The sequence below is a fragment of the Pseudoduganella lutea genome, from assembly GCF_004209755.1.
In the GTDB taxonomy this organism is placed as follows: Bacteria; Pseudomonadota; Gammaproteobacteria; order Burkholderiales; family Burkholderiaceae_D; genus Rugamonas; species Rugamonas lutea.
Window position 1 is genome coordinate 3627331 of sequence record NZ_CP035913.1, and the last position, 24502, is coordinate 3651832.

General features: G+C 64.9%; 19 protein-coding genes, 1 tRNA gene and 1 pseudogene. 14 read left to right on the top strand and 7 right to left on the bottom strand.

Going from position 1 to position 24502, the window contains the following annotated elements; genetic code table 11:
• The first annotated feature begins 194 nt into the window (after nucleotides 1-194).
• The 4 genes from EWM63_RS15355 to EWM63_RS15370 all read left to right on the top strand — a co-directional run bounded on the left by EWM63_RS15355 (nucleotide 195) and on the right by EWM63_RS15370 (nucleotide 7131).
• Entirely contained in the window at nucleotides 195-2372 is a 2178-nt protein-coding gene (locus tag EWM63_RS15355) for an HDOD domain-containing protein (protein WP_229487907.1), read from the top strand.
• The gene (locus EWM63_RS15360) at nucleotides 2369-4588 is read left to right on the top strand and encodes an EAL domain-containing response regulator (protein WP_130187312.1); all 2220 of its coding nucleotides are present in this window, start codon (nucleotides 2369-2371) and stop codon (nucleotides 4586-4588) included. The genes EWM63_RS15355 and EWM63_RS15360 overlap by 4 nt, the downstream gene beginning before the upstream one ends.
• Before the next feature lie 6 nt (nucleotides 4589-4594).
• On the top strand, nucleotides 4595-6175 hold the full coding sequence (locus tag EWM63_RS15365; RefSeq protein ID WP_130187313.1) for a tetratricopeptide repeat protein: 1581 nt from the start codon (nucleotides 4595-4597) through the stop codon (nucleotides 6173-6175).
• Between the two features lie 146 nt (nucleotides 6176-6321).
• A complete protein-coding gene (locus EWM63_RS15370) occupies nucleotides 6322-7131 on the top strand; it encodes a flagellin N-terminal helical domain-containing protein (protein WP_130187314.1) in 810 nt (269 codons plus the stop codon).
• A gap of 26 nt (nucleotides 7132-7157) precedes the next feature.
• On the opposite strand, the gene EWM63_RS15375 is transcribed toward EWM63_RS15370, so the two are convergent.
• Both EWM63_RS15375 and EWM63_RS15380 read right to left on the bottom strand, forming a co-directional pair.
• On the bottom strand, nucleotides 7158-8336 hold the full coding sequence (locus EWM63_RS15375) for a dienelactone hydrolase family protein (protein WP_130187315.1): 1179 nt from the start codon (nucleotides 8334-8336) through the stop codon (nucleotides 7158-7160).
• Nucleotides 8337-8540: 204 nt separating this feature from the next.
• The gene (locus EWM63_RS15380) at nucleotides 8541-11291 is read right to left on the bottom strand and encodes a TonB-dependent receptor (RefSeq protein WP_130187316.1); all 2751 of its coding nucleotides are present in this window, start codon (nucleotides 11289-11291) and stop codon (nucleotides 8541-8543) included.
• A gap of 571 nt (nucleotides 11292-11862) precedes the next feature.
• On the opposite strand from EWM63_RS15380, the gene EWM63_RS15385 reads away from it, so the two are divergent.
• From EWM63_RS15385 to EWM63_RS15415, 7 genes are all read left to right on the top strand, one after another.
• Entirely contained in the window at nucleotides 11863-12900 is a 1038-nt protein-coding gene (locus EWM63_RS15385; RefSeq protein ID WP_130187317.1) for a TraB/GumN family protein, read from the top strand.
• A 108-nt stretch (nucleotides 12901-13008) separates the two neighbouring features.
• Nucleotides 13009-13082: transfer RNA gene (locus tag EWM63_RS15390), tRNA-Gly, on the top strand.
• 118 nt (nucleotides 13083-13200) lie between these two features.
• On the top strand, nucleotides 13201-13527 hold the full coding sequence (locus EWM63_RS15395) for a hypothetical protein (protein WP_130187318.1): 327 nt from the start codon (nucleotides 13201-13203) through the stop codon (nucleotides 13525-13527).
• Between the two features lie 85 nt (nucleotides 13528-13612).
• Nucleotides 13613-15661, top strand: a complete 2049-nt coding sequence (locus EWM63_RS15400; protein WP_130187319.1) for a TonB-dependent receptor — start codon at nucleotides 13613-13615, stop codon at nucleotides 15659-15661.
• Nucleotides 15662-15817: 156 nt separating this feature from the next.
• The gene (locus EWM63_RS15405; protein WP_130187320.1) at nucleotides 15818-16480 is read left to right on the top strand and encodes a DUF2971 domain-containing protein; all 663 of its coding nucleotides are present in this window, start codon (nucleotides 15818-15820) and stop codon (nucleotides 16478-16480) included.
• Nucleotides 16481-16726: 246 nt separating this feature from the next.
• A complete protein-coding gene (locus tag EWM63_RS15410) occupies nucleotides 16727-16909 on the top strand; it encodes a DUF3606 domain-containing protein (RefSeq protein WP_130187321.1) in 183 nt (60 codons plus the stop codon).
• Nucleotides 16910-17005: 96 nt separating this feature from the next.
• Nucleotides 17006-17311: a hypothetical protein gene (locus tag EWM63_RS15415; protein WP_130187322.1), complete on the top strand. Its 306-nt coding sequence runs from the start codon at nucleotides 17006-17008 to the stop codon at nucleotides 17309-17311.
• On the opposite strand, the gene EWM63_RS15420 is transcribed toward EWM63_RS15415, so the two are convergent.
• Together EWM63_RS15420 and EWM63_RS15425 are read right to left on the bottom strand one after the other, a co-directional pair.
• Nucleotides 17275-17775: a hypothetical protein gene (locus EWM63_RS15420; protein WP_229487908.1), complete on the bottom strand. Its 501-nt coding sequence runs from the start codon at nucleotides 17773-17775 to the stop codon at nucleotides 17275-17277. The genes EWM63_RS15415 and EWM63_RS15420 overlap by 37 nt on opposite strands.
• A 29-nt stretch (nucleotides 17776-17804) precedes the next feature.
• On the bottom strand, nucleotides 17805-18986 hold the full coding sequence (locus EWM63_RS15425; protein ID WP_130187324.1) for a GAF domain-containing sensor histidine kinase: 1182 nt from the start codon (nucleotides 18984-18986) through the stop codon (nucleotides 17805-17807).
• A gap of 141 nt (nucleotides 18987-19127) precedes the next feature.
• Here EWM63_RS15425 and trmB point away from each other — a divergent pair, with 141 nt between their 5' ends.
• Complete coding sequence (trmB, locus tag EWM63_RS15430; protein ID WP_130190400.1) at nucleotides 19128-19808, top strand: tRNA (guanosine(46)-N7)-methyltransferase TrmB; 681 nt, start codon at nucleotides 19128-19130, stop codon at nucleotides 19806-19808.
• A gap of 12 nt (nucleotides 19809-19820) precedes the next feature.
• Here the strand turns inward: trmB and EWM63_RS15435 are convergent, their stop codons facing one another.
• Entirely contained in the window at nucleotides 19821-20732 is a 912-nt protein-coding gene (locus tag EWM63_RS15435; RefSeq protein ID WP_130187325.1) for a DMT family transporter, read from the bottom strand.
• 202 nt (nucleotides 20733-20934) lie between these two features.
• Here EWM63_RS15435 and EWM63_RS15440 point away from each other — a divergent pair, with 202 nt between their 5' ends.
• Complete coding sequence (locus EWM63_RS15440) at nucleotides 20935-21891, top strand: AraC family transcriptional regulator (RefSeq protein ID WP_130187326.1); 957 nt, start codon at nucleotides 20935-20937, stop codon at nucleotides 21889-21891.
• Nucleotides 21892-21903: 12 nt separating this feature from the next.
• On the opposite strand, the gene recQ is transcribed toward EWM63_RS15440, so the two are convergent.
• Both recQ and EWM63_RS15450 read right to left on the bottom strand, forming a co-directional pair.
• Nucleotides 21904-23724, bottom strand: coding sequence for a DNA helicase RecQ (gene recQ / locus EWM63_RS15445; protein ID WP_130187327.1), 1821 nt, complete (start codon nucleotides 23722-23724; stop codon nucleotides 21904-21906).
• A gap of 58 nt (nucleotides 23725-23782) precedes the next feature.
• Nucleotides 23783-23919 (bottom strand): annotated as a pseudogene (locus tag EWM63_RS15450) (undecaprenyl-diphosphate phosphatase); the annotation flags it as partial.
• Nucleotides 23920-24070: 151 nt separating this feature from the next.
• Here EWM63_RS15450 and EWM63_RS15455 point away from each other — a divergent pair.
• The gene (locus tag EWM63_RS15455; protein WP_130187328.1) at nucleotides 24071-24421 is read left to right on the top strand and encodes a hypothetical protein; all 351 of its coding nucleotides are present in this window, start codon (nucleotides 24071-24073) and stop codon (nucleotides 24419-24421) included.
• The last annotated feature ends 81 nt before the right edge of the window (nucleotides 24422-24502 follow it).

A 24502-nucleotide genomic window follows, 5' to 3' on the forward strand; every position in this document is an offset into this window, starting at 1 on the left:
GCAAAAAGGGAAGCGAACGGTCGTTTGGTAGTTGTTTTCATGCAAGTCAGTGGTAATGTATGCTACGATTAACCGATGTTGCATTTGGTAAATATTTTATAACGTAATTGACAACAACATAAAACTACAGGGTGGCATGCCGTTTCCGGGCAAGACCGCCTTTCCCGGGAAGAAGTTCACTGCGGCACTGCACGATGCATCAACCAGACCACGACATACGCAACCGCCTGCTGATGGCGCGGCTGCCGGCCATGCCGCAGATCCTGCTCAAGCTGATCGAGCTGCTGCAGGCGGACGACGCCGGCATGCCCGAGCTGGCCGCGCTCATCGCCAAGGATGCCGGCATGACGGGCAAGATCCTCGCGGTCGCGAACAGTTCCGCCTACCATCGCGCCAGCCGCACGCCTGCGCTGGAGCCGGCCCTCATGGCGCTCGGCACGGACATGATCAAGACCCTCGTGATCAGCGAATCCGTGTTCCAGACATTCAACAGCTTCCCCCATTCCGGCAGCACGGACCTGCGTGCGTTCTGGAAGCATGCGCTGGGTGCCGCCGTGGTCGCGCGCGACATTGCCCGCGCCACCGCCTATCCGCAGGTGGAAGAAGCCTACCTGGCCGGCCTGCTGCACAACGTGGGCCGGCTGGCGCTGCTGGCGGCCGCACCGCGCGAATACGGCGTGAATTTCATGGCGCGTGACGACGACGACCTGTGCGCCGTCGAACAGCGCACGCTGCAGATCACGCACACCGAAGCGGGTGCGTGGCTGATCGAGCGGTGGAACCTGGATTCGTTCCTGGCCGACAGCGTGCTGTATCACCACGAACCGGTCGCGCGGCTGGCACCGGCGCATCCGCTGATCCGTATCGTGCGGCTGGCGCACCTGCTCGTCCACCAGCCCGACGCGGCCGATGCAATCGCCGCCATGGCCGGTTACTGCGGCATCGCCGCGCGCGACCTGGAAGCGATCCTGGGCGGGGCGGCGCGCCAGGTGCAGAAGGCGGCCGACTACCTGGGCATCGACCTGGCCGGTGCGGACGACGTGGCCGCGCTGCCGGCGGCGATGCCGGCCACGCCCCCCGCGTCGCTGGACCCGGTGCAGGCGCGCCTGCAGGAAGAAATGCGCAACATGATGCTGGCCGCCGAGATGGGCCAGGCGTTCTCGCGGCAGCAGGGGCAGGCGGCATTGCTGGAATCGGTCACGCGCTCGGCGCGCATCCTGTTCGACCTGGGCACGACCGTCGTGCTGCTGCAGGATCCCGCAGGCGAGGCACTGGTGGGCGTGGCAGCGGGCGAGCAGCAGGGGCGCCTCGCGGGCTTTTCCATTCCGCTGGGGCGGGGCGGCGCGATCGCCGGCGCCGCCGCGGCCCGCCAGGTGGCATTGCTGGCGCGTGGCGCGCCCGCGCTGGGCATCGCCGAAGAGCAGCTGTTCCGCATCCTCGGCAGCGAAGCGATGGTTTGCGTGCCGCTGGTGACCGGCCAGCGCTGCGCCGGCGTGCTGCTGGGGGGCGTGGCCGCGTGGCAGTTGCCATTCGTGCAGAAACGCGAGCGCTTCCTGTTGGCGTTCGGTGGCCAGGCCGCGACGGCGCTGGAGGCGGCCGGCATGGAACAGGGCGAGGCGCAACGCCAGGTCGCGCACGTCACGCAGCAATACCACGAGGCGTCGCGGCGGGTCGTGCACGAAGTGAACAACCCGCTGTCGATCATCAAGAATTACCTGTCCGTGCTCGATGACAAGCTGGCGCGCCGCGAACCCGTGGTGGCCGAGCTGTCGGTGCTCAACGAGGAGATCGACCGGGTGGGGCAATTGGTCAGCGGCCTGACGGAAGTGCAGCCCGCCACCGGCAACGGCGTGACGAGCATCGCGCGCGTGGTGGATGACGTGCTGCGGGTTTTCCGCGCCACCGGCTTCATTCCCGCCGCGGTGCAGGTCCTGGTGCGCATGCGCGACGATCCGGACGAGATCGATGGCGATGCGGATGCCCTCAGGCAGATCCTCATCAACCTCGTCAAGAATGCCGTCGAGGCCATGCCGGGCGGCGGGCGGATCGAGATCGTCAACCGCGGCCACGTGGTGCGCGAGCGCACGCTGTACGTGGAGCTTGTGGTGGCCGACACCGGACCGGGCCTCGCGCCCGAAGTGCTGGCCAACCTGTTCGCGGAGGTGAAGAGTGCCAAGCAGGGCCCGAACCATGGGCTGGGCCTGTCGATCGTGCATGGCCTCGTGCAGAAACTGGACGGCCTGATCGCCTGCCGCAGCAGCAGGGATGGCACCAGCTTTGAAATCCTGCTGCCGGCGCGCGGCAGCAACACCCGGCCGGCGGCACTGCCCGCAGGCTCAATGAACGCCAATACGGACGCAACGCAAGGATGAACCTGAACGACGACCTGGGCCCGGCCGACGCCCCCGCCTGCCTGCCGCGCCTGCTGCTCGTCGACGACGAGCCGCGCCTGCTGTCCTCCCTCCATGACCTGCTGCGCGATCGCGGCTATCGCCTGCTGACCGCCACCAGCGGCCGCGAGGCGCTGGCACACCTGGACGCCATGCGCTTCGACCTGGTGCTGCTGGACCTGCGGCTGCCCGATATCGGCGGCCACGACATCATGGACATGATCAAGGCCCGCGGCTACGACTGCGACGTGATCGTGATGAGCGGCGAAGTGGGCATCGATGCCGCGATCGGCGCGCTCAAGCGCGGTGCCTATGACTACCTGCGCAAGCCGTACAGCCGCGAGGAACTGCTGAAGACGGTGGACAATGCGCTGCAGAAGCGCCGGCTCGCCGTCGACAACCAGCGCATTGCAGGCAAGCTGGCCACTTCCGAGAAGATGTACCGCTACCTGGTGGACAGTTCGCCGGACATCATCTACACGCTCGACCACCAGGGCCGCTTCACGTTCGTCAACGACCGCGCCTTCCAGCTGCTGGGCTTTACCCGCGAGGAACTGATCGGCCGGCATTACTCGTTCGTGGTGCATGATGAAGACCTCGACCGCGCCCGCTACGTGTTCAACGAGCGCCGCGTGGACGAGCGCGCGTCGCGCAACGTGGAGTTGCGCCTGAAGTGCAATACGGCGCACGGCGCCGCCAACGGCGAGCGCACGTTCAACAACACCCTGATGACGATCTCGCTGAATGCGATCGGCATGCATGTACCCGATGGCGGCGCCGGCATCCGCCACGGGCGCGAGTTCTTCGGCACCTATGGCGTGGCGCGCGACATCACGGACCGCAAGCGCGCCGAGGAAATGATCTCGTACCAGGCCTACCACGACATCCTTACCGACCTGCCGAACCGCATGCTGTTCAAGGACCGCCTCGGCCTGGCCGTGATCCAGGCCAGGCGCAAGCTGACGGAACTGGCCGTGATGTTCATCGACCTGGACCGCTTCAAGCTGGTCAACGACACGCTGGGCCACGTGAAGGGCGACGAGCTGCTGCAGCAGGCCGCGAAGCGGCTGAAAGGCTGCCTGCGCCGCGGCGACACGCTGGCGCGCCAGGGCGGCGACGAATTCACGATCGTGCTGCCCGAGCTGCGCGACCGCACCGACGCCAAGGCGGTCGCGGAAAAATTCCTCGATGCGCTGCAAAAGCCGTTCGACCTCGATGGCCACGTGGTGCATATCTCGGCGTCCATCGGCATCGCGATCTATCCGAACGATGGCGAAACGATCGACGAGCTGCTGCGCCATGCCGATATCGCGATGTACCAGGTGAAGGCGCTGGGCAAGAACGGCCACAGTTTCTATGACCCGTCGATGCTGGACATGTCGCGCCAGAAGATCGCGCTGGAGCGGGCGCTGCGCCGTGCGCTCGAGAACGGCGAGCTGGAGATGTATTACCAGCCGCAGGTGGACGTGACCACCGGCCGCATCGTCGGCGCCGAAGGGCTGATGCGGTGGAACCACCCCGAGCGCGGCCTGCTGTCGGCCGGCGAGTTCCTGCCGTTCGCGGAAGAAAACGGCCTGATGCTGCCGCTGTCGGACTGGATGCTGGACGCGCTGTGCCGCGACCTGCTGGCATGGAACATGGCCGGCGGCGACGCGCTGCGGCTGTCGCTGAACCTGTCGCCGCAATACCTGGACCGCGGCGACTTCTTTGAAAAGATGCGCGGCGCGCTGACGCGCTATGGCATCTCGCCGGCGCAGATCGAAGTGGAAATCACCGAGAACATCTGCATCCGCAATCCGCAGTACGCGATCGAGCAGCTCAACAAGCTGTGCCAGCTGGGCGTGTCGGTGGCGATCGACGATTTCGGCACCGGCTACTCGTCGCTCGCCTACCTGCACCGGTTCCCGATCCACACGATCAAGATCGACCAGAGCTTCGTCAAGGAGATCCACGACGAGGCAGGGCATTACCCGGTGATCCTGGCGATCATTTCGATCGCGCGCGGCCTCGGCCTGCACCTGGTGGCCGAAGGCGTGGAAACCGACGTGCAGGCGCGCTACCTGCAGGCCAACGGCTGCGCCACGATGCAGGGCTACCTGTATTACCGGCCGGTGTCGCTGGATTCGTTCCTCGACGTGCTCGCGGCGCAGCAGCGCCTGGCGTACGACGACGCACTGCCACTCGCCTTCCGGGCCTGACCGCGGATGGCCGACCGGGAACCGCATGCCGACGTGGCGCGCATCCGCGCGCTGGCCGAGAACGGTGCGACGCATGCGCAGCACGCGCTGGGCTTCCGGTACTTCAACGGCGATGGCGTGCCGCAAAGCTTCGAGATGGCGCTGGCCTGGTACCGGCAAGCCGCCAACGGCGGGCTCGCGCAAGCCCAATACAACCTGGGCGTGATGTACCAGAAAGGCCAGGGCATCGGGACCGACCTGGCGGAAGCCGCGCACTGGTACCGGCTCGCGGCAGAACAGGGCTACCCGCCCGCGCAATACAACCTGGGGTGGCTGTATGCCAAGGGCCACGGCGTGGCCATGAATGCCGACGAGGCGCGCCACTGGTTCGGCAAGGCGGCCGAGCAGGGCGATGCCGGCGCGCAGAACAACCTGGGCATGATGTACGACACGGGCAAGGGCGTGCCGCAGGATCATGCCCAGGCGATCGCCTGGTACCGCAAGGCCGCCGGCCAGGGCCATGCCCGCGCGCAGTTCAACCTGGGCCAGCGCTACGAGAGCGGGCAGGGCGTGGCGCGCGACGTGCGGGAAGCGGTCGCCTGGTACCGCAAGGCGGCCGAACAGGGCCACGCGCCGGCACAGTTCAACCTCGCGCTGCGCCATGAGAAAGGCGACGGCGTTCCACAGGACAGCGGCGCGGCTGTGCGCTGGTACCGCGCGGCGGCGGAGCAGGACCATGTCAGTGCACAGTTCAACCTGGCCCTCCTCCACGACAGCGGCCTGGGTGTGCCGCGCGACGAACGGCAGGCATTGGACTGGTACCGGCGTGCCGCGGCGCTGGGCCATGCCGCCGCGCAGGACAACCTGGGCCAGCGCTACGAGGCCGGGCAGGGCGTGTCGCGCGACCTGGCCGAGGCTGCGCACTGGTACCGCAAGGCGGCGGAGCAGGGATTCCCGGCGGCGCAGTACCACCTCGGCCAGCTCTACGACAATGGCGGCGGCATGCCGCGCGACGCCGGCGCGGCGATCGACTGGTACCGCAAGGCCGCCCACCAGGGCCACGTGCGTGCCCAGTTCGACCTTGGCCTGCGCCATGAGACGGGACAGGATGTGCCGCGGGACCTGGCCGAGGCGATGCACTGGTACAGCCGCGCGGCCGAACAGGAATACGCGGCCGCCCAGTACCACCTGGCCCTGCTGCACGACCGCGACGACGGCCCCGCGCCGGACGTGCTGCGGGCCGGCGACTGGTATGGCAAGGCCGCCGAGCAGGGCCACGTGCAGGCCCAGTTCGCACTGGCGCTGCGCCACGACAATGGCCAGGGCGTGCCGCGCGACTTCACGCTTGCTTTCGGCTGGTATCGCCAGGCCGCCTTGCAGGGCCATGCGCGCGCCCAGTTGAACGTGGGCCTGATGTACTTTTCCGGCCAGGGCACCGGCGCCGACATGGCCCAGGCGCTGCAATGGTTCGAGCTCGCCGAACGCAATGGCGAACCCGGCGCCGCACGCTATGCCCGCGAAGCCACCTTGCGTCTGCACGCGTCAAACTCCCCGGCTACCGAGCTCGTATCTTTGGCGCCAGGTTCGGGGACAGAAACTTGGCCATGAACTGCCTGTGTGCATGCCAGGCACCGTGACACGAGCCCGGCAATAAATGTGATGCTCCGTGACAATTGGTGATGAAGTTTTCCATTTCCATGCCGTAATTGATGAGTAGAGGAAATTTCCCTTTCTCATGAATAAAGAATGCCGGCATGGCAATGATCTTGAACACCAACGTGGATTCGCTGTTCGTCCAGCGGGCGCTCGCGCGCTCGACGGCCGACATGAACACGGCGCTGCAGCGCCTGTCCAGCGGGCTGCGGATCAATTCGGCAAAGGACGATTCGGCCGGCCTGGCCATCGCCGACCGCATGTCGGCATCACTGCGCGGGCTCAGCCAGGCAGGCCGCAACCTCAACGACGGTATCTCGGTGGCACAGACCGCCGAGGGGGCGGTTGGCGAGCTCGGCAACAATTACCAGCGCATCCGCGAACTGGCCGTGCAGGCGGCTAACGACACCAACAACGCCAGCGACCGCCAGGCGATCCAGATCGAGGTCAACGCGCTGATCCTGGAAAACCGGCGCATCGTGGCCGACACGCGTTTCAATGGCATCGCACTGCTGGATGGCTCGTTTTCCGGGGCGGTGCAGGCCAGCGACCGCGCGGGCGACACGATCGACTTCGCGATCGGGGCCATGGCCACCCGCGAGGATGCCGACATCGACATGAGCAGCCATGCCGGCGCCACCGAAGCCCTGAAGTTCCTCGATAAAAAACTCGAATTCCTCAACACGCAGCGCGCCAGCCTGGGCGCCATGCAGAACCGCTTCACCTACGCGTACGGCAACGCGATGATGGCGTCCGAAAACCTGGCCGCCGCCCGCTCGCGCATCATGGATACCGATTACGCCGCCGAGGCCTCGAAGCTGACGCGCGCCCAGATCCTGCAGCAGGCCGGCTTCGCGATGCTGGCCCAGGCGAACTCGATGCCGAAGATGATCCTGCAGCTGCTGCGCTGAAGAGGAAAGCGTGAAACGGGCCAGGCCTAGGGCTTGCCGAACTGCCGGTCCAGCCAGTCATACGCATAATCCTGCGCTTCCTTTGGAAATTCGTGGCCACCCGGCCGCACGATCGCCTCGAACCGGTCTGCGGCGCCATGGGCCTGCCATACCTTCGCCATCTTCGCGTAGGCCGCCCGCACCGAGGCGACGGGGAACAGCTTGTCCGTTTCACCCGCGAAGAACAGCGTGGGCTTCGGCGCGGCCAGGCTGGCCACGTCCGGATGATCGAGGTAGCGCAGTAAGCCGGGGTGCATCATCTGGAACGACGACGAGCCGCGCAGCTGGTTGCTGCCCGGGACCATCAGCCCTTCCGTCGTGGCCATCCAGTTCGATGCGATGACGGCCGTGACCGAATCGGACAGCGCACCCACCTGCCAGGCGCGGAAGGCGCCCATCGAGAAGCCCAGCGCCGCCACCCGTTTCGTGTCCACTTCCGGCAGCGATGCAAGGAACTGCGCCGCGCGCGCATCCTCGAGCGCCATATTGCCGGCCATCGAGCTGCCCAGGTTGAAGAAGTTCGAGGCCAGCGCCTGCTGCTGTTCACCCGTCAGCGGGCCACGGTCGCCCCAGCCCACGGCATCCGCGCACAGCACGACATAGCCGCGCGCGGCCAGCGCATCGCCGGGCCAGCGGCCGGAAAAATGCTTGTCGGCCCAGGCCTTCGCCGAAGCGTGCTTCGCCGCGTCGGCCGCATTGTCCATACCAAAAGGCTCGATCATCTTTTCCTTGCCGATGTCGAATTTGCCGCCATGGTCGTGCAGCATCAGCGTGGCCGGATGCTTGCCGGGAGACTTGGGCACCAGCAGCAGCGCGCGCACGCGGCTCATGCCGGTCAGGTTGAACACCACCTGCCGCGCCACATAGCTGCCGCGGTCTTCCTCGGCGATCACCTCCGCCTTGAACGGCGTGTTGTCGGGCTGCTGCAGCGTGGCTTCCCACACCTTGGCGCGGCCCTTCTCACGCCACGCCTTCAAGTCTTTTACTTCCGGCGACCAGGCCATCGGATAGGTCATCTTCGCCTTCAGCGCGGGCGCGAAGATCGGCATGTTGTGTTCAGTGCCAGGGGCTTCGTAATCCTGCGAGTGGGCGGTCAGCGGGAACAGCAGGGCGGCAGCCAGGGCGGCAAAGGGGGCGAAAGGGGCGGTGCGGCGGCGATTGGTCATGCGGTCTCCATGTTGTGCCCCGATTTTGCCATGTATCGGGTGATGGATTCCTTCGCGATGGTGCAAGACGCTGATTGAATGGCGCGGCATGGAGGCCGGATATCCATCCGTACCGTTTCTGGCGCCGATGCAAAAAGACCCTGCAGACCATGAGCCTGCAGGGCCAAAACCGGCACTATTCCGCCGGCGTCCTTGGAAACAAGGTCAGAACTTGTAGTTCACACCGAACAGCACGGTGCGGCCATATTTGGCATATTCCAGCTGGCGATCCTTGCGGTTCGCATAGGTCTCATACGCGGCATTGTTCAGGTTGTTCACCTGCAGCAGCACGCCCAGGCCCTTGTAGCGGCCGTCATCGAACGTGTAGCCCACCTGCGCATCGACCGTTGGCGCATCGTGCACGAAGCGCAGCTGGCGGTCGCCGGCGAAGTTGCCGATCTCGCCCACGTAGTCGGAGCGGCGGCGGCCGCTGACACGCGTCGAGAAGCCCGCCTTTTCATAGTAGAGCGTGATGTTCGAGACATTGCGGGACAGGCCCGGCAGCTGGATCTTGCCGATCGCGGAATTGACTTCCTTGATGTCGATGCCGCTTTCCGTGTACGAGGTGCTGGCCAGCGCGCCAAAGCCCTCCAGCGCCGGTGCCAGCAGCTCCAGCGGAACCGATACCGTCAGTTCGGCACCCTTCAGGATGCCGCCATCGCCGTTGTACGACGTGGTGTATTGCCCGAAGTTGGAAATCGCATTCGTGCCGGGCGTGAATTGCGAGAAGTCGCGTGTTTCCGAGAAGGTGTAGATATACGTGTCCAGCTTCTTGTAGAAACCGGCCAACGCGATGTAGCCCTTCTTGCCAAAGTACTTTTCATATGAAACGTCGAATGCCTTGGCGCGCCATGGATCGAGCTTGCTGTTGCCGCCGCTGCCGTTCGGCAACCGGGTACCGCTGGCAACGCTGAAATTGAAGCCCGCGTTGAGCTGGTCCACGCGGGGGCGGGCGATCTGCTTCGCCAGCGAGAAGCGCAAGGTCTGGCTGTCGTCCAGGCCGATGGCCAGGTTCATGCTCGGCAGCACGTCGGTGTACTTCTTGCCACTCTCGATCGGGTGGGCCACGCCAGCCGCATCGGCGTACAGCGATTCCGACGACTGGTCGGTGCGGATGATCTGCGCGCCGATATTGCCGCGCACAGAATAGCCGCCGATCTCGCTGTCGATATTGGCGCGGGCGAAGGCTGTCGTGATTTTTTCCGTGACGTCCCACGCGCGGCTGATCGTGCCGGCATTGTTTGCCAGGCTGTAGTTGATCGGGTCGAAGTACCTGGCGATCACCGCCGGCACGTTCCAGGATGGCACGATGCCGGCGCCGGCAAATCCCAGGTCGACCGGTGCATACAGCAGGTCGCTGGAAATCGTCGGCGTGCCTTTCGCGAACAGCTGGCCTTCGGGCTGGCGCTTGGTCTTGGTGCGGTCGCTGTGGTTGACGCCGACGTCGAAGCCGGCGAGGTAGTTTTCGATGGCCGCCGGCGCCGGCAGGTTTGCCGCCACCTTCAGGCTCGCCAGCCTGTCTTTCAAGTGCGGCGAGTAGGTCTTGCCATAGCCATAGATCGAATTGCCCGTATGCAGGGTGGCCGGATTGCTGTAGTCGAGCTGGCCGGACAGGTGTGCGAAGTGGCCGGTCTGCCAGCCAACCGTCATTAGCGGGTCGTTGAATGCGCCACCGCTGGCGGTCTGCAATTGCAGGTTGTTCTCCAGGTAGGTCTCGTCGCGCTTGGCCTGCGAATAGTTGGCATCCACGACCAGCGACCAGTCGCCGAAATTGAACCGGTTCGCCCAGCCGGCGGTGCGGATCTGGTCTTCACGGTGGTTGTGCTGGCCGCGCACCAGCGGATACGCGCCCGTGGCGGTACCGCCGATCAGCGTGCCGTCGACGATATTGGTCGAGCTGTAGTTGAAGCCGAGCGGGTTGTTGCTGCCGTTGTAGCCGCCCAGGTTGACTTCGAACTGGTTGTTCGTGTCGACCTGCTTGAAGTTCGACGCGAAGACATCGAGGGTACTGGTCCACATGCGGCTCGGGCGATATTCCAGCACGCCGATCACGCCGGTGCGGGTCAGCCGGCCGCTCTTCGCCAGTGCCTTCACCCCGGCCGTCACATAGGTTCCGGCCGGCACGCCGGAAATGCGGGTCTGGTCGAACGGTTCGTAGGTGCCGGTTTCATTGTCCAGGATCGGCGATTCCATGTTCGCCACGCCCAGTGCCATGCCGATGGTGCGGTTGGCGAACTGGTCGATGTAGCTGGCGCTCACGCGGTGGCCGTGGTCCTTGGCATTGGCGATCTTGCCCAGCGAGTTCTTCTCGCCCCGCACGTTGAACGAGATGGTGCGCCCGGGGAACGACAGGGGCCGCACGGTCTGCATGTCGATGGTGCCGGACAGGCCCTGGCCCACGAGGCCCGCATCCGGTGTCTTGTGCACGGTGACCGCGCTCAGCAGCTCGGAGGGGTACTGGTCGAATTCCACGCTGCGGTTGTCGCCCGTGCTCACCTGCTCGCGGCCGTTCAGCAGCGTGGTGGCGAAGTCGGGCGACAACCCGCGCACGCTGATCACTTGTGCCCGCCCGGCCACGCGTTGGGCGGCCAGGCCGGGCAGCCGCGCGATGGATTCCGCGATGCTCGTGTCGGGCAGCTTGCCGATGTCTTCGGCGGAAATCGATTCCACGATCGACGTGGCGTCCTTCTTCACGGAGATGGCGTCTTCGATGCCACGGCGGATGCCGGATACCGTCACCTGGGCGATGCCGCCTTGCGCCGTACTCGTGGTGCTGGCGGCAGGATTCGGCGCATCGGCCGTGCTCTGGGCCATTGCCGGGGCGCCCAGTACCGACAGCAACACCGCGCAGGCGGTAGCGATGGGATGCAACGGGAAGGATGACTGCGAACTGCGTGGAAATGCCTGGACGTGCATTGTTGTCTCCATGGTTTGCGAAAGTGCTGGCTTGGCCACGCTCATCGACGTTTTGGCCTTTTTGTATTAAAACTAGATATCAATTTCGAAGAACTTTAGCAAAAATACATTGCCTGCATAGAGCAAGGCCAGAAGATTTAGCACGAAATCGCCAGATGGTTGTATCTACACTACAGTAATGCGACGTCGAATGTACTTCGGCTACATGCTCGGCAGTGTCGGTCGCTGCAGCGCTGTTGATGAGTGTCGAGCCCGTGTCCACCTTGGGGCACCTTGGGGTCAACCCTCGAAACGGACACGAACTGAGCTGTAGTGCTGTCCGTTAATGCCGAGCTCGTGTCCGAAAACGGGCTTGACCCCATGGTGGACACGAGCCCGACCAGGAATGAAGGTCGCATCAGCCTGGTGACTTGCAAAGTGCAGGTAATTCGGCGTTCCCGGTGCGCCATCAAGGGACATGTCGATACAGCGTCGAATACTGGATTCCTTTGCGAAATTGCAATACGATGGCCCAGCTTTCGCCTTGTGACGAAAGCGCCCGGGTAGCCAATAAAAGACCAAGGAGTCCTCGATGTCCCGCCGTTTCGTATCCACCGCCGTTCCCGTACTGTGTCTGTCGTTGCTGGCGTCTTCCGCCTGGGCGCAGACCGAGCCGCCGCAGCCGGCCGCCGCCATCGAAGCCACTAGCGAGGTCGCCACCGAAGCTGCGCCGGAGCAGATCCTCGTGGTGGGGCAACGGCCCGGCCCCGGTCTGTGGAAGGTGTCCAGGGGCGACCATGTGCTGTGGGTATTCGGTACCTATGGCCCCCTGCCGAAAGGCATGGAATGGCGCTCGCAGCGCGTGGAATCGATCATCGCCCAGTCGGAGGAATTCATCGCTGAGCCCTCTGCGCAACTGGGCGTGGGCTGGCTGCGCGGCCTGACCGTACTGCCGTTCATGATCGGCATGGAAAATAACCCGGAGGACAAGGTGCTGAGCGACCTCGTACCGCCGGAAACGCACGAGCGCTGGCTGGCACTGCGCAAGAAATACCTGGAGGATGACGACGGCTTCGAGCGCAAGCGCCCGCTGTTCGCGGCCCAGGCACTGTCGGCCAAGGCGACCGACGCGGCGGGGCTGTCGAGGAAGAAGGACCTGAGCGACAAGCTGACGCAGATCGCCAAGCAGAACAAGGTCAAGATCACGTCCACCCATGTCGACATGCGCGTGGACAGCCCGGTCAAGGCCGTGCGCGAATTCAAGAAGACGCCGCTGCAGGACGTGGCCTGCTTCACGAAAACGATCGACCGCCTGAATACCGATGTGGACGCACTGCGCGTCCGCGCCAATGCCTGGGCGAAGGGCGATATCGAAGCGATCAACGCGCTCGATTTCTCGGAGCAGGAAGCGGCTTGCCTGGACGCGGTACAGAACAACAAGATCATGCAGGAACAGGGCTTCGGCAACATCGACACGAAGATGCGCGCCGCCTGGCTTGGCGCCGCCGAGAAGGCGCTGGTGGCGAACAAGGTCACGTTCGCCGTGCTGCCGATCAAGCTCATTCTTGGCAAGCAGCCCTTGCTGGCGGAGCTGCAGATCAAGGGATATGCGGTGGAGCAGCCGGAGTAAAGGTACAAGATGGCGGGTGTATGCTAAGAGGGGCGCACCCGAGCAGCGGCTTGCGTTAAGCCTGCAATATTGTCAGCGCCCATCAATCGCGCGTAGAATGCGAGGCACGCGGGTGTAGCTCAATGGTAGAGCAGGAGCTTCCCAAGCTTAAGACGAGGGTTCGATCCCCTTCACCCGCTCCAGATTCCCGGTTGTAGTCGGTACGCAGAAAATTCGCAGCAGGTTTGCAGCCAATCCGCAGCCAATTCGCAGCCAGTCCCGTCACGGGCCAGCCATCCAAAGCCTCTCCCGCACAGCCGCATGTCCCCCCGCGTATTTGTCCAACTGCTGCTCTCCCTGCTGTTGCTGGTCTCCCAGCAACTGGCACTGGCGCACGGCTATACGCACGTCCAGCGCACGGTCACGGAGCAGTTGCGCGACAGGGATGGCGGCGCGCCGCTGACGGCCGCGGACCACCTGTGCGCCCAATGCCTCTCCGCCGACCAATTTGCGTACGCACTCGGCGTCCCGTCGTATCACTTCAAGATCGCCGGCAATGGCTATCTGCCGATCAAGGAATTTTCCGCGCAAGTGGCCGGCAGCAAGGCCGTCCGCGCGTTCCAGCCGCGTGCCCCGCCCAGGGCCTGACCAGCACAAGCAAGTCGCAACTTGAGCCGCCGCGCAGGCATTGCGCGGCGGCGGCTCGTCATTCCCTATTCGAGGTACGCAACACATGAACACGCAAAAAACACTGCTGGCCAGCGCCATCCTGGCCGCCCTGTCTTCCATCGCATCGTCCACCGCATTCGCCGAGACCGCGAGCGCCAGCGCCGATATGCAGGGTGCCGACCCGCAGGGCGCCGGCCAGGTCCAGCAAGTCATCGTCACCGCCAATCCATTCCGCAGCGGGGAGGGCGACCAGATCCTCACGCCGGCCAAGGTGCTGCAGGGCGACGAGCTGCGCGACAAGGCCGGCAGCTCGCTGGGCGAAACGCTGTCGCAGGAGCTGGGCGTGTCCGCCTCCGCGTTCGGCGCCGGCGCGTCGCGGCCCATCATCCGCGGCATGGAAGGCCCGCGTGTAAAAATGCTGGAAAACGGCATGGCCGTGTCCGACGTCTCCGGCCTGTCGAACGATCACGCGGTGGCGGCCGAAGGCGCCGTCGCGCGCCAGATCGAGATCCTGCGCGGCCCGGCTGCGCTGCTCTATGGTTCGGGCGCGATCGGTGGCCTCGTCAACGTCGTCAACGAACGCATCCCGACAACGCTGGAGCCGAAGCTGACCGGCCAGGCGGAGGCGCGCTACAGCACCGTGGATACCGGCAAGAACGCCTCCGGCACGATCGATGGTGCCATTGGCAAGTTCGCACTGCATGCGGACGGTAACTGGCGCAACGCGGACGACTACAGGATTCCCGGCACGCGCATCATCGGCGATCCGGCATCCGGTTCCGGCCGGCTTGCGAACTCCTTTACACGCGAGCGCAACGTTGGCATCGGCAGTTCGTATGTCGACGATTGGGGCCATGTCGGCGCGTCGGTGTCGCACCTGACGAACCTGTACGGCATCCCCAGCGCCGAAGGCTCGCGCATCGACCAGGAACAGACGCGCTACGACATCGAAGGCTTGATCCGTGCGCCGTTCGCCGGCTTCGAGAACCTGAAGTTCAAGGCCGGCCACACCAGCTACAACCATGCGGAGCTGGGCGAAGACGACGCGCCCGAAGTCGTCTTCGACAACCGCTCGACCGAAACGCGCCTGGAGCTGTCGCACCTTCCAGTGGCCGGCTGGCGCGGCACGTTCGGCATCCAGACGGAGAACACGCACTTCTCCGCGCTGTCGGCCGAAGGCGGGCCGGATACGGTGCCGGTCACGCGGTCGACGTCGCAAGCCGGCTTCCTCGTCGAGGAAAAAGACCTTGGGCCGGTGCGCCTGTCGGTCGGCGGACGGCTCGAGCACGTGAAGCGCCAGCCCAAGACGGGAATAACTGCGGGCGTTGACCGTTCGTTTAACCTGAAATCGGGCTCCGTGGGTGCGCAGTGGCCGTTCATGCAGGGTTATGCCGCCGGTCTCACGTTCTCGTATGCGCAGCGCGCACCGGCCACCGAAGAGCTGTATTCGCATGGCCCGCACGATGCCACCGTCACGTTCGACATCGGCAATCCGGACTTCGCCAAGGAAGTGTCGCGCAACGTCGAGCTGTCGGTGCAAAAGACGAGTGGCCTGGTGCGGTGGAAGGCGAACCTTTACCGCAACAAGGTTGATGATTTTATCTATGGCAATGTGACCGGCGCGCTCGTGGATGAAGAGGGCAACCCCGGCGAGGAACTGCGCGAGCGCATCTTCGAGCAGGGCAATGCCACGATCCGCGGCGCCGAGGCCGAGCTGACGGTCAACGAGCATGGCGCGGGCTGGTCGGGCCGCGTCTTTGCCGATACCTCGCGCGGCAAGCCCGATGCCGGCGGCAGCCTGCCGCTGCAACCGGCGGATCGCATCGGCGCTTCGCTTGCCTACAAGATGGATGCGCTGCGCGCCGGGCTGTCGCTCGTGCATGCGCGCGGGCAGGACCGGCTTGCATCGTTCGAGAGCACGCCCACGGACAGCTACAACCAGCTCAATGCGAATCTCTCGTACACGCAGAAGGCGGGGGCCTACGACCTCACGTACTTCCTGCTGGCGAAAAACCTGCTCGATGACGAGATCCGCACGTCGACGTCGGTGCTGAAGGATATCGCGCCGCTGGCCGGGCGCGGCATCGTGTTCGGCATCCGTGCGAAGTTCTGACGCTTCCCGACACTCGGTTACCGGCTGCGCATTTCTGTTCGTCACAACACGGCCGCCACGGCGGCCGTGCGCGCCATCCTGCCCGTTTCGCTAAGATTATTCGTCATTAAAGCGTTCGTCATCACAGCGTTCGGCATCGAGGCGGGAGGATCAATCGTGGACCCGGCATATCTCTACAAATACCGGCCATTCACCAGCGAGTGCGATATCGAGTTCACGCGGCAGATCGTGTGCGACAACACGATCTACTTTGCGCCGCCGTGCACGTTCAACGATCCGTTCGATTCGCGGCCCGCGTTTTCCTTCGATGCGCCGTTCGACGAGATGAAGGCTTACTACCGCCGGATGTGCAGCAAGCAGATGCCGGAGCTCACCGAGCGGGCATGCGAGGAAGAGCTGGAAAAGATCCTGGCCGATCCCGCCACCGACCTTCGCACGCCGCAGGGGCAGCAAAAGATCCAGCAGCTGCATTCGCGGATCCTGGCCGAGGAAGTGGGCGTGCTGTGCCTGTCCTCGGAGCGCGACCATATCTTGATGTGGTCGCACTATGCCGATTGCCACAAGGGCGTTTGCCTGCGCTTCGATCCGCGCGCGGCATTCCTGCGCGATGCGCGGCCGATCGGCTATGAGTCGCGGCGCGAACTGGTCAACCCGTTCCGCGACGGCGACGAGGACATGGCGGCCAAGACCTTCCTGATGAAGAGCCGGCACTGGTTGTATGAAGGCGAATGGCGGGCCATCCGCTACGAGGGGCCGGGCCCGGTGGCGTTCGAGCCGGAAGCGCTGACGGGCATCGTGCTGGGCGCGAACGCATCGTAGGAGGCCGAAGAGCTCGTGCGTGAATGGGCGAGCCGCCGGCGCGCGCCGCTGGAGTTGCTGCGTGCTTATCCGGACCAGCAGGAATTCCGGCTGCATATCCGCCCGCTCGACGACTGAGATACGCGACCGATCTTGCCGCAAGGTGCGTCAGCTAACCGACCGGCAATGCACCGGGCGCGATCCTTTCATGAACGACGTTTGTCGTGTCGAGTCTTTTGCCTCGGATTATCGATCAAGGAGAACATCATGTCGGACAATCTGCAAGAACGCGGCCCGCAGGATCGCAGCCGAATCAATGTCAACGAAGAGTGGGAACTGCGTTACTGGACCAAGGAGCTGGGCCTGTCGCCGGACGAATTGCGCAAGGCCGTGCAGGAAGCGGGAACCAGTGCGAAAGCCGTGCGCGAACATCTTGGCAAGGCCCATTGATGTTCCTGTAGGAACGGCTTACCGCCAGGGCGGCAAGCGTGCGCGCGGCCCCGGTCGCGCGTGCTAGCATCCGCGCTTTCACATTGCCGAAGTAGCATGACCGAAGATATCTGGGTAAAGGGTTACGTCTACAGCGTCGAGGTGGCGGAGGAATCCGGGCGCTATCGGGGCTGCATTCACATCAAGGCACACCGCTATACGGGCCGTGCGTTCGAGCCGCCCATCGTGATCGAAACGCCGGCATTGTTCAAGCGCGAGCATGCGGCCGAGATCGAGGCGCGTGCGCTGGCGCGCGAACTGATCGATGGCGGGCAGCTCGAAGAACGCATTCTCGCCATTCGGCACGAGTCAGCATTGCCGGCAGCTCAGCCGGTCAGCGATACATCCAGCCACACCGAATAAGCAAGGCGCTTGCCTTCCCACGTGCCGCCGCCGCGCACCGCGGCGTCCGTCGACGTCGGCTTGCCGTCGATCTCGTGGCGCGCCAGCATCTGGCGGAACGCCAGCGCATCCTTTGGCGCCAGGTAGCCCACCATGCGGCCGGACAGGAATACGGCCACGGCCTTGTCCTCGTAGGGATTGGCATCGTCCGGCAGCAGCAGGGCGGGGTGGCGGGCGTCCGCCTTGCCTTCGCCGTGGTCACCTGCCAGTGCCTGGATCGTGTCGCGGTAGCGCGATTCACCCACCACCTCGAGCTCGAAGCGGCCGCCGTCGGACCAGTGCCGGACCGGTTCGCCGTCCGGCGCCGGCGTGTAGGAACCGCCGGCAGGGTGGCCCTGCCATGGCGCGGGCTTCGGCCGGCCCTTCAGCAGGAAATACAGCGCCAGCAGCGCCACGATGATGATTGCGATGAGAACAAGTTGCACGAGTCGATCCGGGAATGGCGGGGCTGCTATTATCGCAGCCCGGCCGGCGCCGAATACGTGAATTCGGTGTGGCGATGCTGCGATACCGCGCTCAGCGTGCCGCCGTGGGCATGGGCGATTTCGGATGCGATGTACAGGCCCAGGCCAAGGCCGCGCCGCGGCTGGCCGTCATCGTCGCGCCAGTAGGGCTGGAACAGCTTGCCGAGTTTTTCCGGCGCGATCGTTTCGCCCTCGTTGGCCACGCAGAGCTTGAACGTGCCGTCCTCCACTTTGGCGCTCACGTGGACGGGCGTGCCGGCTTCGCCATAGCGCAGCGCATTTGCCAGCAGGTTCGACAGCAGTTGCGTCACGCGGTCGCGGTTGCACCACACGGTGCCGGGAATGGCAATATCGCTGACGATCGCGCGTTGTGAATGCTCGCTCTTGCACTCGACGACCACCTGCGCCAGCGCTTCGGCCAGGTCGTCCACCGCTTCCAGCTCCGTGGCGATGCCGCCGCCCAGCCGGCCGCGGGCGAAATCGAGCACGTCGTCGATCATGCGGGCGATGCGCTGGCTGCTGCGCTGGATCGTGCGGGCGATCGTCAGCGTGGTCTCGTCGACGCCGCGCCGCTGCAGGAGCTGGGCGCCGTGCAGGATCGACGACAGCGGCGTGCGGATATCGTGCCCCAGCACCGCGATGAACTGTTCGCGCAATTGCGACGTGACGCGTTCGTTGCTCAGCTCGGACACATGGTCGGCATGGCGCTTTTCCGCCTCGAGCTGCTTGGAAATGAGTTGCGCGAACAGTTCCAGCGATTTCACCGTCTTCGATCCCGACAGCGTGATCGGCCGTGGGTCCAGCCCGCACAGCGTGCCGAAGAAGCTGCCCTGGCTGTCATAGATGGGAATCGAGATATAGCTTTCGAAACCGTACTGGCGCGGGCAGGGGTGGTTGTTGAACAGGTCGTCCTGGCTCACATGGTCGATCACGATTGGCGCGTCGATCTGGCGCACGCTGTTGCACAGCGTGGTGCGCACGTCGAGCGGGTCGCCCGGCTGCAGGCCGAAGCCGATCTGGTCCAGCACGGCGCAGGTGGTCCAGCTGGTGGGGGTCACGTGGGCCACGCAGACGAAGCGCAAGCCCGTCATCTCGGCCATCACGGAAAGGATGTCCGGTACGCATGGAAGGGCCTGTACTGCCTGCACGGGATGTGGCCAGGCTTGCGTCATGTTCGGTTCCAGGATGGTGGGATGAGGCAAGTGTAGCAGACCGGAAGGCGCTGCTGGCGCTGGGGCAACTGCTATAATCGCCGTTTTTTTCAGCAAAGTTCCATGTCTTCCGAAACTCCACCGAAGGGCCCCGCGCGGTCCATGCTGTACGACCCGACCGAACGCCGCATCAAGAGCTTCGTCACCCGCGCCGGCCGCCTGTCCACCGCGCAGGAGCGGGCGCTGAACGACCTGGGGCCGCAATACATGATCGAGTACGCCAAGGCGCCGCTGGACACGGCGGCGGCGTTCGGCCGCACCGCGCCGGTCGTCCTGGAGATCGGCTTCGGCATGGGCCAGACCACGGCCCACATCGCCAAGCACATGCCGGAGAAGGATTTCATCGGCGTCGAAGTGCACACGCCGGGCGTGGGCAGCCTGCTGAAACTGATCGGCGAAGAAGGGCTGACGAACCTGCGCGTGATCCAGCACGATGCGGTCGAGGTGCTGAACAACATGATCCCGGCCGGCACCCTGGCCGGCGTGCACGTGTTCTTCCCGGATCCATGGCACAAGGCTCGCCACAACAAGCGCCGCCTGATCCAGGCGCCGTTCGTGAAGCTGCTGGTCGACCGGCTGGCAACGGGCGGCTACCTGCACCTGGCCACCGACTGGGAAGACTACGCGGTACAGATGCTGGAAGTGCTGTCCGCCGAAGAAGGGCTGCAAAACACGGCGCAAGGCTATGCGCCGCAGCCGGCCTACCGCCCGCTGACCAAGTTCGAGAACCGCGGCCTGAAGCTGGGCCACGGTGTGTGGGACCTGGTGTTCACGAAGAAGTAGTCTTCATCGCCGTCATGAACGCGCCGGCGCCGCCACCGCGGCCGCCGGCGCTTTTGCTTTCACGGGCAGGAAGGCCAGCAGGTTGCCGGCGATGACGAGCGCCAGCCCGCCGAACGCGGCGGCGCTCCAGTGGTAATCCTCGTAGACCGACGATACCGTCAGCGCCACCACCGGGAACAGCACCGTGCAATAGGCCGCGCGGTCCGGCCCCATCCGCCCGACCAGCAGCAGGTAGGCCGTGAAGCCGATCACCGACCCGGGGATCGCCAGGTACAGCAGCGAACCCACGTATTGCGTGGTCGGCTCGATGCGGAACGGCATGCCGAGCGCCAGCGCGCCAAGCGTCAGGATGGCGGCGCCGATGAACATGGCCCACGTGTTCGTCAGCCACGGTGTCAGTCCCAGCGCCTGCATGCGCGACGACAGCAGGTTCCCCGCCGAGAAGCACAGCGTGCCCAGCAGTGCCAGCGCCAGGCCGACAAGCAGGTTCGCGTCAGTCCAGTGGCCCTGCATCTGCGGCAGGAACAGCAGGCCGATGCCGGCCAGGCCGAGCGCCGCGCCCCCCATCACCGATCCCCGGATCGGCCGGCCCATGAACAGCCGGCCGTTGATCGCATTCCACACCGGCGCCGTGGAAAACACCACGGCCACGAGGCCGCTCGGCACATGCGCGCTGGCATAGTAAAAGCACAGGAAATTGCAACAGAACAGCGCCGTGCCCTGCGCCACCAGATAGCGCCATGCCCGGCGCGGCGGCCACACGGGCTTTTTCGTCACCACCAGGATCGCCAGCAGCACCGCCGCCGCCAGCCAGAACCGCCACGCGATCGACACCGGCGCCGGCACGTCGCCCAGCTGGAGCTTGATGGCGATCCACGTCGTGCCCCAGATCAGCACGGTAATCGCATAGAGAAGAGCATTCATTTCATTCCCGATCGCAAGCTGTTGTAAAAAGTTCGGGGACTGTCCCTCCGGGCGGGACTGTCCCCATGTTGTAAAACCACCAAAACTCGGATGTCCGTTTTTGGAGATTTTGTGCGGTGGGAACATTGCCTGGTTGTCTGGTCTTGCGCATTTCGCGGGCGGGGCCGTTGGCGGAGCGGTGGAGGGTGCTAGACTTTTCGCCATGAACACCAACTCTCCTTCCAACCCGATTCCCGACGAGCGCATGACCCCGGCGGCCCGTGCGGCACTGGCGGCGGCGCCGGCCGATGCGATGGGCCACGCGGTGTTTCGCACGATGAGCGGCACCGAGGCCACGCTGGAGCGCTTTGCATGGTTGGGCGATGGCCTGGCGGCGGCCGTGTGGGAGCGCCATACGGACGAGCAGGAAACCATCTACAGCCAGCCCGGCCACCACACGCTGTCGTGCTACCTGGGGGGCGGCTATCGCGTGGAGCGCAATGGCTCGCCGGGGCAGTTCGGCGGCCCGCACCGCCTGTGCTCATTGCCGGACTGGCACGAGTCGCGCTGGATGGTGCGCGATTCGCTGCGGCTGATGCACATCTATTTCATGCCCGAACACTTCACGCGCCGCGCCGTGGTGGAACTGGACCGCGAGCCGCGCGAGCTGATGCTGCAGGACCGCACCTATTTCGACAATCCGCAACTGGCCGCGATGTGCCAGTCGCTGCTGCAGGTGCCCTGGCTCGGTACCGACGGCCTGTTGCGCGCCAACGAGATCACGCACGAGGCGCTGTCGCACCTGTTGCACGACCAGGCGGCGCTGCGCCCGGACTTGCGGCTGAAAGGCGGATTGGCGCCCTACCTGCGCCGGAGGCTGGCCGAGTGGATCGAGGCGCACCTGCACGAGGCCATCACGCTGGGCAGGCTGGCCGAGGTGGCCTGCCTGTCGGAATTCCACCTGGCGCGCATGTTCCGCACGTCGTTCGGCATGCCGCCGTCGGCATGGATCGCGGCGCGGCGCATCGACCGCGCCCGGGCGCTGCTGAAGACTGGCGCGCTGCCCTTGCAGCAGGTGGCCGACGCGTGCGGCTATGCGGACCTGTCCCACTTCAGCCACCGCTTCCGCGCGGCGACGGGCGTGCCGCCGGGGCAGTGGCGAACGGCGATCAGGGGATGAAAGCCGGAGCGATCAGGTGAGGTCGCGGATCAGGCGCACGATGTCGTCGCCGTAGGACGCCAGCTTCTTCTCGCCCACGCCGGAAACGCCGCGCAACTGGTCCAGCGACGTGGGCTTGGCCTTGGCGATCTCGCGCAGCGTGGCGTCGACGAAGATCACGTAGGCCGGCACGTTGTGCTCGCGCGCGGCACCCATCCGCCAGGTGCGCAGGCGCTCGAAGATCGACTGTTCTTCCGGAGCGAGGTCGGTTTCCACATAGCCCTTCGGCGTGGAGCCGCGCTTGACCTTGACCGGTTTCTGGTACTGGCGCAGCTGCACCTTCTGGCCGCCCTTGAGCACGGGGCGCGCGGCATCGGTCAGTTTCAGCGACATGTACTGGTCGTGGTCGACCGTGACGAGGCCCAGCGCGATCACCTGGCGCAGTATCGCGCGCCATTCCTGTTCGCTGCGGTCGGCCCCCACGCCAAAGACCGATAGCGCGTCGTGGCGCCACGTCTTGATGCGCTCGGTCTCCTGGCCGCGCAGCACTTCGATCACGTGGGTGGCGGCAAAGCGCTGGTCGACGCGGTAGATGGTCGACAGCAGCTTCTGCACCGGCACCGTGCCGTCGAACGACACCGGCGGGAACAGGCACGTATCGCAGTTGCCGCACGGGGAAGACGCCTCGCCGAAATAATCGAGCAGCCGCACGCGCCGGCACGACAGCGTTTCGCACAGGCCCAGCATCGCATCGAGCTTCGATCCAAGCACGCGCTTGAAGTCTTCGTCGGCCTCGGATTCGTCGATCATCCGGCGTTGCAGCACCACGTCCTGCAGGCCATAGGCCATCCAGGCACTGGCCGGCATGCCGTCGCGGCCGCCACGGCCCGTCTCCTGGTAGTAGCCCTCGATGCTTTTTGGCAGGTCAAGGTGGGCCACGAAGCGAACATCGGGCTTGTCGATGCCCATGCCGAAGGCGATCGTGGCCACCATCACGATGTTTTCCTCGCGCAGGAAGCGGGCCTGGTTGGCCGCGCGTTTCGCGTGGTCCATGCCGGCATGGTAGGGCAGCGCGCGAATGCCATTCTCGTTGAGCATCTCGGCCGTTTCCTCGACCTTCTTGCGCGACAGGCAGTACACGATGCCCGAATCACCGGCATGTTCGCCGCTGATGAAGTCCAGCAGCTGCTTGCGGCCGTTGGTCTTTTCGACAATGGAATAGCGGATGTTCGGGCGGTCGAACGATGAAACGAACTGCGCGGCGTTCGTGAGATCGAGGCGGTGCGCGATCTCGGCACGGGTCTGCTGGTCCGCCGTGGCCGTGAGCGCGATGCGCGGCACGCCCGGGAACTGCTCGTGCAGCACCGACAGCTTGATGTATTCAGGCCGGAAGTCGTGGCCCCATTGCGAGACGCAGTGTGCCTCGTCGATCGCGAACAGCGCGATCTGCGAATCCTGCAGCAGGTCGAAGCAGCGCTGCGTCATCAGCCGCTCGGGCGCCACGTACACCAGGTCGAGCTGGCCCGTGCGCACCATGCGCTCGATGCGGGCAGTTTCTTCCCACGTTTGCGTGGAATTGAGGAAAGCGGCGCGCACGCCCACTTCGGCGAGCGCATCGACCTGGTCCTGCATCAGGGCGATCAGCGGCGAAATCACGACGCCCACGCCATCGCGCAGCAGTGCCGGAATCTGGTAGCACAGCGATTTGCCGCCGCCCGTGGGCATCAGCACCAGCGCATCGCCGCCATTGGCGACCTGTTCGACGATTTCTGCCTGCTGGCCACGGAAGGCCGAGTAACCGAAGACCGATTCGAGCAGGTGCAGGGCGCGTTGGGAGATGTCCAGTTGATCCATTGATATGCTTTAAAACCCGGGGATGAGGTTCGGCCCGGGTTTGCTGCGCCAGGATCGAGTCGACCCAGGCAACCGCGCCGGTGCAGGCCGTGGCGAAACCACGGTGCCGAACACTATACGGTACCACGCGACGATGGTGAAGTCATGCGTGCTGATATAACGCAGCAGCAACCCGGCGCACAGGAAAGTGGAAAGAACGCGGAAATGGCCTTGCGCCGAGCCGTCGGTAGAAGCGGGCAACATGACCCGTTGCTGTTCCCGCGCATTCGGTCAACCGTGGAAGTGCTAAAAATCAATCAATAAAGTTTCCTTTTGGACAAAAATTACCTTCCATCTCCAGGAGGTAATGATGAAAAATTACACCAAGACCGCGCGTGCCCATTTCATTTTCGCCACAGCCTATGCGCTGCCATGCCTCGCCTTGCTCACCGCCGGATCGCTGCTCGGCAAGGAAATTGCCTGGCAACTGCCTGCCGGCGTTGCCGCGCTGTCGGCAGCGCATGGCTTGTTGGGGTGGGGCGCATCGCTGGCGAAGAACTGGGCCCGGATCCTGACCCTGGCGCTGGCGCTGCCGGCATTGCTGGCCGTGCCGCTCGGCACGCTGGTGGCGATCCAGCTGATTTCATATTGTTGGCTGGAATGGAACGATCGTGACGCATTTCGCGCCTTGCACGGTATCCCGGCAACCGCCAAATGACGGGATATGGCACACGGTCGCGTTGGCGCGCGATCGTGTGTATTTTTTGCTTTGACTTTCAGCACTGTCCCGCTTACTATT